Annotated in this window: 9 protein-coding genes; 4 read left to right on the forward strand and 5 right to left on the reverse strand. The window is 65.3% G+C overall.

What is annotated here, in order from left to right:
• Positions 1-278 precede the first annotated feature (278 nt).
• Positions 279-959, forward strand: coding sequence for a response regulator transcription factor (locus tag ASE82_RS11290; protein WP_200910713.1), 681 nt, complete (start codon positions 279-281; stop codon positions 957-959).
• Positions 956-2,296, forward strand: coding sequence for a sensor histidine kinase (locus tag ASE82_RS11295; RefSeq protein ID WP_056062953.1), 1,341 nt, complete (start codon positions 956-958; stop codon positions 2,294-2,296). The genes ASE82_RS11290 and ASE82_RS11295 overlap by 4 nt, the downstream gene beginning before the upstream one ends.
• Before the next feature lie 63 nt (positions 2,297-2,359).
• Here the strand turns inward: ASE82_RS11295 and ASE82_RS11300 are convergent, their stop codons facing one another.
• The gene (locus ASE82_RS11300) at positions 2,360-4,879 is read right to left on the reverse strand and encodes a TonB-dependent receptor (protein WP_082441443.1); all 2,520 of its coding nucleotides are present in this window, start codon (positions 4,877-4,879) and stop codon (positions 2,360-2,362) included.
• A gap of 264 nt (positions 4,880-5,143) precedes the next feature.
• Here ASE82_RS11300 and ASE82_RS11305 point away from each other — a divergent pair, with 264 nt between their 5' ends.
• On the forward strand, positions 5,144-8,206 hold the full coding sequence (locus tag ASE82_RS11305; RefSeq protein WP_056062956.1) for a TonB-dependent receptor: 3,063 nt from the start codon (positions 5,144-5,146) through the stop codon (positions 8,204-8,206).
• On the forward strand, positions 8,206-9,228 hold the full coding sequence (locus ASE82_RS11310) for a phytase (protein ID WP_056062959.1): 1,023 nt from the start codon (positions 8,206-8,208) through the stop codon (positions 9,226-9,228). The genes ASE82_RS11305 and ASE82_RS11310 overlap by 1 nt, the downstream gene beginning before the upstream one ends.
• Here the strand turns inward: ASE82_RS11310 and ASE82_RS11315 are convergent.
• From ASE82_RS11315 to ASE82_RS11330, 4 genes are all read right to left on the reverse strand, one after another.
• Positions 9,220-10,569 carry an ABC1 kinase family protein gene (locus ASE82_RS11315; protein ID WP_056062962.1) on the reverse strand — a complete coding sequence of 450 codons (1,350 nt, stop codon included), beginning with the start codon at positions 10,567-10,569 and terminating at the stop codon, positions 9,220-9,222. The genes ASE82_RS11310 and ASE82_RS11315 overlap by 9 nt on opposite strands.
• Before the next feature lie 440 nt (positions 10,570-11,009).
• A complete protein-coding gene (glnA, locus tag ASE82_RS11320) occupies positions 11,010-12,422 on the reverse strand; it encodes a type I glutamate--ammonia ligase (protein ID WP_056062965.1) in 1,413 nt (470 codons plus the stop codon).
• A 143-nt stretch (positions 12,423-12,565) separates the two neighbouring features.
• Positions 12,566-12,904 (reverse strand): P-II family nitrogen regulator, encoded by a 339-nt coding sequence (locus tag ASE82_RS11325; RefSeq protein WP_056062968.1) that lies wholly within the window; start codon positions 12,902-12,904, stop codon positions 12,566-12,568.
• A 181-nt stretch (positions 12,905-13,085) separates the two neighbouring features.
• Entirely contained in the window at positions 13,086-13,421 is a 336-nt protein-coding gene (locus ASE82_RS11330; RefSeq protein ID WP_056062971.1) for an arsenate reductase family protein, read from the reverse strand.
• Between the last annotated feature and the right edge of the window lie 99 nt (positions 13,422-13,520).

The following is a 13,520-nucleotide window of genomic DNA, read 5'->3' on the forward strand; positions in this document are numbered from 1 at the left end:
GACGCGGAGACGCGGAGGTGTTGCGGGCGGTACGGGCGTGTCGTTCATCATCTTGCGGCGATGATAGGGGACCGTTGGTCCGGGAGAACTCTCCGCGTCTCCGCGTCTCCGCGTGAACCCATTCTTCTCATCTCTTCGCGCCTTCGCGCCTTCGCGTGAACCAATACGACGCTTCCGCTAAGCGACGGACGGCGTTTGTAACCTCCGGCTGAGCCCGCATGACGCTTGTACGCGCGACGATCCACGATAGGACAGGTGCTTGCCTGAGTGAGACCGTGATGAGCCTGAACATTCTGCTGGTCGAGGACGATGCGGTGTTCGCGCAGGCGATGGCCGAGGAACTGCGCGGGTTCGAGCACGATGTGACGGTGGCGCCGGATGGCCGCGACGCGCTCGCCGCGATCGACAGCCAGGCGTTCGACGCGGTGATCCTCGACCGGATGCTCCCGAAGATCGACGGCATCTCCGTGCTGGAGCGGCTGCGGAGTGCGAACATCACGATGCCGGTCATCATGCTCAGCGCGCTCGGCCGCTCGGTCGAGAAGGTCGAGGGGCTTGAGGCCGGCGCGGACGACTATGTGGTCAAGCCGATCGCCGCGGTCGAACTGAACGCCCGCCTGCTCGCGCTGATGCGCGGGCGCGGCTGGACCGGTAGCGCGGGCGATACGATCCACGCCGGCGATATCGTCGTCAGCCCGACCAAGTTCCGCGCGTGGCGTGACGGCATCGCGCTCGATCTCGGCAAGCTGGAGTTCAAATTGCTCGCCGAGTTCGTCGCCAATGCAGACGCGGTGCTGACCCGGGCGATGCTGGTCGAGCGGGTCTGGGGGTACGACTTCGCCCCGACCACCAACATCGTCGATGTCTATGTCCGCCACCTGCGCGTCAAATTGACCGCGGCGGGCGGCGACGATCCCATTCGCACGGTGCGCGGCGTCGGATACATGCTGCGCGGATGACCCGCCTGCGATCGCTGCGCGCATTGACGCTGGCGTTCCTGATCGCGTTCCTCGTCGCGACGCTCGGCACCGGGTTCGCGATCTACACCGCGACGCAGCGCACGATCGAGCGCCTGGTCGATCGCCGTATCCTGGTCGTGAGCGATGCCGCCGCCGGCATCTCCGGCGACCGCAGCCCCGAAGAGCTCGTCCGGCGGATCAACGCCGCGACCCGCGAACGTGATACCGGCGATATCGGCTTCCTGCTGCTCGACGCGACCGGTCGCAGGCTCGGCGGCAACATCGCCTTGCCGCGCCGCCTGCCGATGGGGTTCTCGACGGTCGCGTTGAAGGACCAGATCGCCGGGCTGTCCGCCGGGCGTGCGCTGGTCCGCGACGTCGGGCACGGCATGACGCTGGTGACGATCGCCGAGACCGAACCGTTCGACGACTATAATGCGGCACGTGTCCGGATCTACCTCGTCGGCTTCGGATCGATCCTGCTGGTCGTCATCGGTGGCCTGCTGTTCTTCGTCATCACGATCGGACGGCGGATCGGCGAGACCCGGCGGACGGTCGACGCGATCATCGATGGTGACATGTCGCGGCGCGTACCGGTCGATCGATCGGGCGGCGAGTTCGCGCATCAGGCGATGGCCTTCAACCGCATGCTCGACCGTATTTCGGAGCTGATGGCCGGTATCAGCAACGTCTCCAACGATATCGCCCACGATCTTCGCACGCCCTTGGCACGTTTGCGCAGCCAGTTGGCGCTGGCGTTGCGTCGGGCCCAGACGGACGGCCAGCGCGACGATCTCGAAACCGCGATCGCGATGAGCGACGAACTGCTCGAGATGTTCGCGGCGATGCTGCGGATCGCCGAGATCGAAGGCGGCAATCGGCGTGCGGCGTTCGCGACGCTCGATCTGGCGGCGCTGGCCGAAGAGATCGCGACGATGATGCAGCCGGTAGTCGCTGATGGCGACCGGACGCTGACGCTGGAACCATCGCCCGTGGCCGAGATCGTCGGCGATCGCCAACTGCTCGGCCAGATGCTCGTGAACCTCATCGAGAACGCGCTTCGCCACACCCCACCCGGCACCCGCATCGAGATTGGCGTCACGACCACCGGCAAGACTGCCACGCTCACGGTGACCGATACCGGCCCCGGCATTCCGGCGGATCAGCGCAAGCTGGCGTTGCGGCGGTTCGGGCGGCTCGACGCCAGCCGCCACGACGAAGGGCACGGCCTTGGCCTACCCTTGATTCAGGCGATAGTCCGGCTTCACCGCGGCACCATCCTGCTCGAAGACGCGGTCCCCGGACTGCGCGTCGTCATCGCCCTACCCAAGGGCTGAAACGACGAAACCCGGACAGGCTGAGCGCCTGCCCGGGTTTCCATTTCTACGCGGCAAGCCCGATCAGAACTTGACCGAAGCCTCCATGCCGTAGGTGCGCGGCGCGTTGAAATTGCCGTAGTCGCCGAGGACGTTGTTGACGCTGCCCGATGTGAGGTTGGTCGTCGGAGCGCCCGGCAGGCTGTTCGACGGGTCGCGGCGGAACACGTACTGCTTGTCGAACAGGTTGCGGACCCAGGCGGAGATCGTCACCGCGTTGCTGCCGCCGACGTGGATGTTCGCCAATGCGAGGCGGGCGTTGGCGATGAACGCCGGATCGTTCTTGGTCGCGAACTGATCGAAGGTCTGCGTCGCCTGCGAGTAGTTGCCGTCGAGGTGGAACTTAAGGTCCATATCGCCGACCGGCATCGTGTAGTCGACCGATCCGTTGGCGGCATTGCGCGGCGTGAACACGATGTAGAAGTTCTGATACACGCCGGTCGACGTGATCAGCACGGGCGGGATCTTCGTGTAGGTATAGGCATAGCCCGCGGTCAGCGTCAGGCCGTCGACCGGCTGCACGGTCAGGTCGGCCTCGATACCGCGGATCTTGGTGATGCCGGGCGCATTGATTGTCACGAGGTTGTTGAAGCTGCCCGACGCGGTCGTCTGGATCGAGCTGATGTCGACTTGGCTGTTCTTGCGGTCCATGATGTAGCCGGCAAGGTTCAGGCGCGCACGGTGGTTCCAGAAATCGGTCTTGGCGCCGATCTCGTACGACTTCACGTCCTCGGGGTTGAACGTCTGGTAGTTGGACGTCCGCGAGCTGGCACCGCCGGCACGGTAGCCGGTCGCGTATTTTGCATAGACGTGGACCGTGTCACTGGCGTCATAGGCGAGCGTCGCCATCGGATTGAACCGGTTCCAAGTGGCGTCGAGCGGCGCATAGCCGGCCGCCGTCAACTGGGCCTGGGTCGCCGTGTCGTAGTTCAGGTTACGCGAGAAATGCAGCACGCCCTGCTTCTCATCGCGCGTGTAGCGGCCACCGGCGGTCAGGTGAACGCGGTCGGTCGCGTTCCAGGTGACCTGGCCATAGCCCGCATAGCTCTTCGAATGCACTTCCGAAGCACGATCGATCGAGCGGCATCCCACGAGAGAGCCGAACCCGCCCGACCCGGTGCAGGGATCGAGCACCGAGATCGTCGTCAGCGCCGAATTGAACGCCAGCGAGTTCGGCGTCGCCGCGTCGTCGCTAATGTGCTCGTTGAAGTAATACAGCCCGGCAACGTAGTCGAACTGGCCGACCGTGCCGACTGCCTGGAATTCCTGGCTGAACTGGTTCTGATGCAGGTCGGCAAGGCTGTAGCGGCTGAAGTTGCACGCACTCCCAACGCAGCCAGCGGCAACGACGGGGACGCGGTGATAGCCGCCGCTATTGTCGTACTGCGTCGCGTTCACGCCGCGCCACGCGGTGATCGAGCGGAGTTCGATCTCAGGCGCGACGTCCCAGCGAATGTTCGAGGTGAAGCCGTGCGTCTTGTCGATGCTCGGCTGCTGCGGCACGCCGATGTCGGCGACCTTCATCCGGCTGTCGCCGTTGACGACGACCTGGCTCGGCAGCGGCTTCACGCTGCCGGTCAGCGTCGTGTAGTTGGTGCCGGGCAGCGCGCAAGCAGGGGACGCGGATTGCGCACCGGCCTTGCACCCGTTCGGGTTCACGTTGAGCAGCTGGCTGTAGAACGGGCTGTTCGAGTCGTAGCCGTTATCGTAGCTGAAATCGGCAGTCATGCCCGAGATCGGGCGGACACGTGCAGTCGCCTTGAAGCCGCGGCGATGGTAATAATTGAAGCCGGTCTGGTCCGCGAGCGGGTTCTTGGTGGTCGCGTCCTGGTGCTGGATGACGCCGTCGAGCTTCAACGACACGCCGTACGTTTCGGGCAGGTCGACATGCAGCGTACCGTTATAGCTGCCGTAGTTGGCGATCCCGCCGGTCGCGCTGCCGCCCCATTTACCGCTCGGGCCCTTGGTGACGATGCTGAGCGCGCCGCCTTCGGTGTTGCGACCGAACAGCGTGCCCTGCGGGCCCTTGAGCACTTCGATCCGGTCGACGTCGAACAGAGCCGCGTTCAGGCCGTGCTGGCGACCGAGATAGACACCGTCGATGTAGACGCCGACGCCCTGCTCGCGTGCGGGCTGGTTGGCGTCGAGCGGAACGATGCCGCGGATACCGATCGTCAGCGCGGACTGGCGCGCCTCGAACGTCGCGACGCGCAACGACGGCACTGCGCCATCGGCGAGATCGTACAGGCTCTGGACGTGGCGGTCGGTCAGCGCCTGGCTGCTCAGGACGTTGATCGCGATCGGCGTCTTCTGGAGGTTCGTCTCGCGCTTGGTCGCGGTGACGACGATCTCGCCGAGACCGGTCTGGTCGGCGGGTTCCGCAGTGGCGGGGGCCGGATCAATCACGGGGTCTGCGGCAGCGGCAGCGGGCGCCGTATCCTTGGCGGCGGTCGGCGCGGGGGCCGCGAGCACTGGCGACGCGATCGCGACCGTCAGGGCGGCGCCGGCCAGCAGCCGCAAGCGCAGGCTTGCTGAATTCAACATCGAGAGTTTCCCTTTTTCGGCAGTCTTTGCCTTGAAGGGCGCGATAGGCGGCGGTCGTGGCACGTCCGTTACGAATATAAGAATCGCGTGTCCGGCGATTTTAACGTTGGTTTAATGTGGGATTTCCCTCGCGCGTACGTGAGGCAATCCCGGATGACGCATCTGTCATGTGATTGTCATGCAAAAGTAACGTCGGTGCCATGCACGGCCGCTACCGCGCCTCCCAAGCCGGCTGAAGAAGTCGGGACCACCCGGGGGAATACCATGAAATCGAACCTGTCGACCCGCGTTCGCGGTCGCGTCCTCGCGCATGTGCTGCTGACTGGCTGCGCGCTGACTTCGCTGACCGCCACCAGAGCCTATGCGCGTCCCGATGCCGCGACCCCGGTCGGCGCGCCGCGTGCGGCAGGCTCGATCGTCGGTACCGTGTCGCAGGCTGGCAGCGGTGAGTATCTCGACGGTGCGTCGGTATCGATCCCGGCGCTGGACCTGTCGACCGTGGTCGATCGCACCGGACGGTTCTCGCTGGTCGGCGTCCCCACCGGCACGCACGAACTCGTGATCCGCTATGTCGGCTTCCCCGACGCGCACCGGACGGTGACGGTCGTCGATGCCGCCGTGACGCTCGACGTCGCGATGACCACCGAAGTCGGTGCGAACGCAGGCGAGGGCGACGAGATCGTCGTTTCCGGCTCGCGGCCGATCGCGGAGTCCGAAGCCGCCGCGCTCCAGATCCAGCGGACCAGCCCCTCGCTCGTCTCGGTCATCGCCTCCGATTCGATCGGTCGCCTCCCCGACCAGAACATCGCGCAGGCGGTCAGCCGCCTCCCCGGCGTCGGCGTCCAGCGCGACCAGGGCCAGGCGCGCTACATCACGCTGCGCGGCGCGCCGATCAACTGGACCACGCTGTCGATCGACGGCATCAACGTCGTCAGCCCCGAAGGTCGCGACGCTCGCTTCGATTCCATCCCCTCGGCGATCGCCTCGCAGATCATCGTGCGAAAGGCCGTCACTCCCGACATGACCGGCGAGACGATCGCCGGTAACGTCGACATCATCACACGCTCGGCATTCGATTATCCGGGCATGAAGGTGCAGGCCAAGGGCGGCGTCGGCCATGTCGAACTCGGCAAGAAGACCGAATATGAGGGCTCGCTCGTCATCTCCGACCGGATCGACACCGGTATCGGCGAGTTCGGCATCGTCTCGTCCGCCAGCCTGTATCGTCGCGGCATGGTCACTGACAATTTCGAGACCGATTTCGAGGCAGTCGACCGCGATCGCCGCCCCGGCTTCGAGACGCGCAACTGGGCCCGCGAGACCGAGAACAAGCTGTATCGCCTGACGCGGAAAAACTACTCGCTGTCGACCCGCCTGGACTGGCGCCCGGCGCCCGGCCACAAGCTGTTCGCGGAGTCGATCTACTCGGCGTTCCAGGACGACGAACAGCGCAACAATTACATCTTCGATCTCGACGACCAACAGTCGCGCGCGCCCAACGGTACCGCGGCCTGCACCGTCAACGCGCGCCCCGCGACCGGCACGACCGGTTATGCCGACGTCTGTACCGGCAACACGCCGCTGCTCGGCACGGTCTACGGCATCGATCTCAACTCGAACTTTACCGTGCGCAAATACAAGCAGTCGGTGTTCACCAACACGATCGGCGGCGATCACGAATTGGGCGCCTGGAACGTCAAATGGCGCGGTAATTTCACGCGTTCGATCGACGACCGCTCGCAGCCTGCACAGCTGAACTACGACAGCCCGTCGTTCGGCACCAACGGTGCGAACGCCGCCAACCGCCTGACCGTCGGCTATGACCTGACCGACCCACAGCTCGCCAAGGTCCAGCTGTTCCGCACGATCCGCAACGCCGACGGCACCTTCTCGCGCGGCGCGCAGGTCACGTCGATCGAGGACTTTCCGCGCACCCTGGCCCGCTTGCGGTCGCTGAAGGCGCAGGACGTGACCGAAGCCTATACCGGCAAGCTCGACATCAGCCGCGAAGCCTCGGTGTTCGGCGCGCAGACGGTGTTCGCGGCTGGCCTTCGCTACGACGATCGTACCAAGACCGCGAACGAGTATCTGCTCGAACTGAGCACGCCAGCCCAGTTCGCCGCGGCCGGCATTCCGACCGGCTACGCCGCCATCGCCAAGCCGGGCGGGTTCCAGGGCGAGATCCCGCTCGGCTACACGTTCCAGTATTTCGATCGGGACAAGATTCTGGCGTTGGTCGATCAAGCCAAGGCGGTCAGCCCGTTCGTGTCCACCGACGCCAATTTCTACGATGTCGGCGAGAAGGTCTATTCCGCCTATGCGATGGCGACGACGACCACCAACTGGGGCAGCGTCATTGGCGGCGCGCGCGTCGAGCATATCCGTAACGACGCCCGTGCATTCTCGTCGCTCGGCCTGATCGACGTGAAGTCGAGCCAGACGCTCGTCTACCCAAGCCTGCACGTGAACTGGGACGTCAACGACCGGATGAAGGCGCGGCTGTCGTTCAACACCGGCGCCGCACGCCCTGATTACGATCAGTTGCGCCCCAATCTCAGCATCAACGACGCGAACGCGACGATCTCCGGCGGCAACCCCGACGCGAAGCCCGAAAAGGCCAAAGGCGTCGATCTCTACGTCGAATATTACACCATGCCGCGCGGCTTCCTGTCGATCGGCGCGTACTACAAGGACGTCACCGATGTCCTGTTCGACTCGACCCGGACCTACGGCCAGACGAACCTGAACGCTGCCGGCGTCGATAGGTCGGGCTATGTCTATTCGACCATTATCAACGGTGGCAAAGGCTACATCATGGGGATCGAGGGCGCGATCCAGCAGCAGCTAGACCCCTTCACCGCTGATCTGGGCCTGCCGGACTGGATGGGGGGCTTCGGCGTCCAGCTCAACGCGACGATCAACAAGAGCCGCGCCGACACGCCGACAACGGGCGCGATCCCGTCGCGCAAGGTGCCGCTGCCCGGCGCGTCGGATGCGATCTACAATCTGATCGCCTATTACGAGAAATACGGATTCTCGGCCCGCGTTTCCTATCAGAACCGGTCGGCGTGGCTCGATGCGATCGGCGCGGTGGACACGATCGGTGGCGTCGTCCGCGGCGTCGACGGCGGCGATTTCTACTGGGCCAAGGACAATGAGCTCGACGCGTCGGTCCGCTATGCGATCAACGGCAATGTCGAGATTTACGGCGATTTCGCCAATCTGCTGAACGGTCCGGGCCGCCGCTATGTCGGATCGTCGGCCTACACGATCGAGCATGAGACGTTCGGCCGGCGCTACACCGGCGGCGTGCGGGTGACGTTCTGATGCGCGCGCTTCCCTTTGCAGCGTTGCTGCTCGCGGGGTGTGCAACGACATCGGTCCCGGTGGCGATCGAGGCGCCGACAGTCGCGGCAACCGCCGAGACCGATCCGGTCGACACCGCCGCCGATGCCGCGGACGATCCCGCGATCTGGCGCAACGCAGGCGATCCGGCGAAGAGCCTCGTCATCGGCACCGACAAGAAGGCGGGCATCCACGTCTACGGCCTGGCGGGCAAGCGCCTGAGCTTCACCCCGGCCGCGCGGCTCAACAATGTCGACCTGCGCGACCTCGGGGGACGAGTCATCGCCGCTGCCAGCGACCGGGCGGACATCGCTACCGCACATGTCTCGCTGTTCACGCTCGACACGGCGGCGGCAAAGCTCGTGCCCCTCGGCCGCTTCCCGGTCGGTCCGGGCGAGGCCTATGGCATGTGCCTCTGGACCCGCGCAAGCGATCACGCGCTGTTCGGCTTCGTCGTGCTCAAGGACGGCCGCATCGACCAGGTCGCGATCGACCTGTCCGGCGCAGCGCCGAAGATGAAGACGGTCCGTTCGATGAAGCTAGGCACCCAGTCCGAAGGCTGCGTCGTCGACGACCGCACCGGGCTGCTCTACGTCGCCGAGGAGGACGTCGGCCTCTGGCGCTTCGACGCAGACCCATCGGCACCGGTCACGGCAACCCCGATCGCCAAGGTCGACGGCAAGACGCTGGTCGCCGACGCGGAGGGCCTCGCGCTCGCCCCGTCGGGCAGGAACGGCGGCTATCTCGTCGCGTCGAGCCAGGGGGACAACGCCTACACGCTCTACCGCCTGCCGGGCGTCACCTATGCCGGGCGCTTCCGGATAGGCGGCGGCGCGATCGACGGTACTAGCGATACCGACGGGATCGAACTGATGCTCGGCAACTTCGGCCCCGCCTACCCCCAAGGCCTGTTCGCCGCACAGGACGGCGACAACGCCCCGGCCACGCAGAACTTCAAATACGTCAGCTGGGCGAGCGTGAAGCGCGCGCTGAAGTTACGCTGACCCTTTAGATGGCGCGCCGTCGCAACAGGCAGCGACCATCGTGCGAATGTCGACCCGCGCCTTGAGGCGCGCGGCGAGCAGGGCGGTGCCGCTGATCTTGCGCTGGACGAACAGCGTGTCGATCGGGGGCAAGTGCCAGGTATCGCGGTCACGCGCGATCTCGGTGCCCTGTTCGCGCAGCACGCCGACGAACGCGCGGTCGCCGAAGTCGAACGGGCCGGGCTTGGCGAGCTCGGCGAGGATGACGTCGATCATCCGGTCGACGAGTGCGCGATGCTGGAGAACGGCCGCTTCGCCGAGGAACCCCGCGGCGATCGCGGCTTCGCGTACCGCGTCACGGTCGCCGGCGAGCGCAGCGGTAAGCAAGCGGCGATACCCTTCACCGGTCTCGGCGGGGAGGGGGCGGGCGGCACCGAAATCGAGCAGGACGAGCTTTTCCGTCTCGGGCTGCCAGCGGTAGTTGGCGAAGTTCGGATCGGTCTGCATCAGCCGCCAGTCGAACAACTCGCGCAGCACGAGCGAGATCAGGTCGTGCATCACGCGGTCGCGAACGTCCTGCGGCGCGGTTTCAAGCGTCTCGACGGGCACGCCGGTGACGAAGCTCATCGCGAGGACGCGTGGCGTGGTGAGCTCGGAATAGAGCGCGGGCACGACGAACTGCGACTGGTCGGCAAGCAGGTTGCCGTAGCGCGCGAGCATCTGCGCCTCGCGGAGGTAATCGGCTTCCTCGTGCAGTTGCTTTTTCGCCTCGTCGAGCAACGGCGCGATGTCGAGCGCCTTCGGGAGCATGCCCGACACGCGCAGGAGTGTCGCCACGTTGTCCACGTCCGCGTCGATGCTCTCCTTCACGCCGGGATACTGGACCTTGATCGCCAGTTCGGTGCCGTCGGGCAGGCGCGCGCGGTGGACCTGGCCGATCGAGGCGGCGGCGACCGGGTGCGCCTGGAAATGCGCGAAGCGGCGGCGCCAATCCTTGCCCCATTCGGCGGCGAGAACGCGGTCGAGCTGCTGCGGCGGCATGTGGTTCGCGTTGTTGCGCAGGCGGGCGAGGATGGTCGCGAGTTCGGGCGGGAGCATGTCACCCGCGTCCATCGAGATCATTTGCCCCAGCTTCATCGCTGCGCCGCGGAGGTGGGAGAGCTGGTCGGCGACGCGCGTGGCGTTGGCGGGAGTGAGGAGGAGGTCACCGATCTTGGGGCGTTCGCCGTTGGCGAGGCGGCGGGCGCCTTCCGCAACGACTCCGCCTGCGACGCCGCCTGCGAGTTTGCCGAAGACGCCGAGACGGGCGAGGCGGCCGCTCGGGATCGCGCGTCCGGCGCTGTTGCCGCTGTCTTCGGTCACGGGTGTTCCTTGGGTTTCTTGGGCTGTGCGTCTCGGACGGGATATGGGTGCCGGACACGGTCGATCAATCGAACCCAACGCGCGAAGTTAATCGAGGCTACCCTTGTCCTCTTGCAAAGCTTGTTCTCCCGCGAAGGCGGGAGCCCAGACTGGGTCCCCGCCTTCGCGGGGAAACAAGCTTGGCGCGGATGCTCAAAACTTGATCCTCCCCTGCAAGGGGAGGTGGCCGCCTTTTGACTGACTTAGCGATACCCCTCTGCTCGGCTGCGCCAGCTACCTCCCTTTGCAGGGGAGGATTTACGAAAAGAGGGCGCCCGAATTGCTCCGCGCGCCCTCTTCCAATTCAGCGACGTGGCAAAGCCACGCCGTCGGTCGTCGCTACTCGCGACGCCGGCCGACAGCGGCTGTGCGCTATCGCGCACCGCTGCCGGCTCGGCAGCTCAGCCGCTGTAGTACATATCATACTCGACCGGGCTAGGCGTCATCTCCCAACGCGCAACCTCGGCGTACTTGATCTCGACATAGCTCTCGATCTGGTCCTTCGAGAACACGTCGCCCTTCAGCAGGAAGTCGTGATCCGCGAGCAGGCATTCGAGCGCCTCGCGGAGCGAACCCGCGACGGTCGGGACCTGCGCGAGCTCCGCCGGCGGCAGGTCGTACAGGTTCTTGTCCATCGCTTCGCCCGGATGGATCTTGTTGAGGATGCCGTCCATGCCCGCCATCATCAGCGCCGCATAAGCAAGATACGGGTTGGCCAGCGCGTCCGGGAAGCGCACTTCGACGCGCTTCGCCTTGGGGCCGGTGCCGTAAGGAATGCGGCACGATGCCGAGCGGTTGCGTGCCGAGTAGGCGAGCAGCACCGGCGCTTCGTAGCCGGGGACGAGGCGCTTGTAGCTGTTGGTCGACGGGTTGGTGAACGCGTTGACCGCCTTGGCATGCTTGATGATGCCGCCAATGAAATACAGGCACATGTCGCTGAGGCCCGCATAACCGTTGCCGGCGAACAGCGGGGTCTTGCCTTCCCAGATCGAGAAGTGCGTGTGCATCCCCGAGCCGTTGTCCTCCTTGATCGGCTTCGGCATGAACGTCGCGGTCTTGCCGTATGCATGCGCGACCTGGTGGACGACGTACTTGTAGATCTGCATCCGATCCGCGGTCTGCGTCAGCGTGCCGAAGGTCAGGCCCAGCTCATGCTGTGCGGCCGCGACTTCGTGGTGATGCTTGTCGCAGGGCAGGCCCATCTCGATCATCGTCGAGACCATCTCGCCGCGGATGTCGACGGCGCTGTCGACCGGTGCAACCGGGAAATACCCGCCCTTGGCGCGCGGACGGTGGCCGAGGTTGCCGCCCTCGTACTCGCGACCCGAATTGCCCGGCAGCTCGATGTCGTCGATCTTGTAGTAGCTGGTCGAATAGCTGTTCTCGAAGCGCACGTCGTCGAACATGAAGAATTCGGCTTCGGGGCCGACATACACGGTGTCGCCGACGCCGGTGGTCAGCAGATACGCCTCGGCGCGCTTGGCGGTCGAGCGCGGATCGCGCGCGTACAGCTCGCCGGTCGACGGATCGCTGATGTCGCAGATCAGGATCATCATCGGCGTCGCCGAGAACGGATCGACATAAACTGCGTCGAGATCGGGCTTGAGCGTCATGTCGCTCTCGTTGATCGCCTTCCAGCCCTCGATCGACGAGCCGTCGAACATCAGGCCGTCGGTCAGCTCGTCTTCGCCGATCAGGCTGGCGACCATCGTCAGATGCTGCCACTTGCCCTTGGGATCGGTGAACCGCAGATCGACCCACTCGATCTCCTGGTCCTTGATCATATTGAGAACGTCGGAGGCCGAATTCGCCATGATGCTTGCCCTTCGTTTTGAGACTTCCGCCGCATCATGCGGGGAATCTAATTGCGGTATGGAACGGGATTTCCACACAATGTTGCGTCGCGTCAAATGACGATGTCGTCACTCGTCGTCAACGCAATATGCGTGGTCTGGAACTAGATTGCGTCGTCGTCGCGCTCGCCGGTGCGGATGCGAAGCGCGCTCTCGATCGGGATGACGAAGATCTTCCCGTCGCCGATCCGGCCGGTCTGCGCGGCGGCGGCTATCGCCTCGACGACACGCTGCGCGAGCCCGTCCTCGACGACGACCTCGAGCTTCACTTTCGGGAGGAAGTCGACGACATATTCCGCGCCGCGGTACAGCTCGGTGTGGCCCTTCTGGCGGCCGAAGCCCTTGGCCTCGGTCACGGTGATGCCGCTCACGCCGATCTCGTGCAGCGCTTCCTTCACCTCATCCAGCTTGAACGGCTTGATGATGGCTTCGATCTTTTTCACAGGTACGCCCCCGATTGTTGAAACCCTCGCCCTTGCGAGCGAGCCGTCCGCCCTGAAGGGCGCCTTGCACCAAGCGTGCCAGCCGCAGCGCCCTCGGGCAACTGCGGAATATCGTTGATTTCACTGCCTGAAATTGCGGCACCTAGGCGGTGCGTGCGCAATGAAGGGGCAGGGGAGCTGATCACAGGATTTCGTGCAGCCGCGCGATCGGGCGGCCGAGGCGGACGCCTTTGTCGGTCTCGACCAGCGGGCGCTCGATCAACAGCGGATCGATCATCATCGCGTCGAGGATCGCTTCGGCGTCGCCGTGCTTGACCGCCTTGGCGCCATCCTCGGCCATGCGGAGCCCCTGGCGCGGCGTCATACCGGCGCGGTCGTAGAGACGGACGAGTTCCGCGCGGGAGGGCGGGTTCTTGAGGTATTCGACGATCGTGACGTCCGCCCCGGCGTCTTGCAGCAGGGCGAGCGCCTCGCGGGACTTGGAGCAGCGCGGGTTGTGGTAGATCGTCGCCTTCACGAATGCTCCGTCATCTCAAACTAGCCCGGCTTAAACACAGGTCTTACCCGCTTCTTGTTCTCCCGCGAAGGCGGGAGCCCAGTCTGGGCTCCCGCCTTC

This window comes from Sphingomonas sp. Leaf230 (assembly GCF_001421745.1).
Lineage (GTDB): Bacteria > Pseudomonadota > Alphaproteobacteria > Sphingomonadales > Sphingomonadaceae > Sphingomonas.

What these genes read in the sequence shown, in the direction of transcription:
- ASE82_RS11290 (WP_200910713.1), top strand. Translation starts at nt 279, where the DNA reads ATGAGCCTGAACATTCTGCTGGTCGAGGACGATGCGGTGTTCGCGCAG.
- ASE82_RS11295 (WP_056062953.1), top strand. Translation starts at nt 956, where the DNA reads ATGACCCGCCTGCGATCGCTGCGCGCATTGACGCTGGCGTTCCTGATC.
- ASE82_RS11300 (WP_082441443.1), bottom strand. Translation starts at nt 4,879, where the DNA reads ATGTTGAATTCAGCAAGCCTGCGCTTGCGGCTGCTGGCCGGCGCCGCC.
- ASE82_RS11305 (WP_056062956.1), top strand. Translation starts at nt 5,144, where the DNA reads ATGAAATCGAACCTGTCGACCCGCGTTCGCGGTCGCGTCCTCGCGCAT.
- ASE82_RS11310 (WP_056062959.1), top strand. Translation starts at nt 8,206, where the DNA reads ATGCGCGCGCTTCCCTTTGCAGCGTTGCTGCTCGCGGGGTGTGCAACG.
- glnA (WP_056062965.1), bottom strand. Translation starts at nt 12,422, where the DNA reads ATGGCGAATTCGGCCTCCGACGTTCTCAATATGATCAAGGACCAGGAG.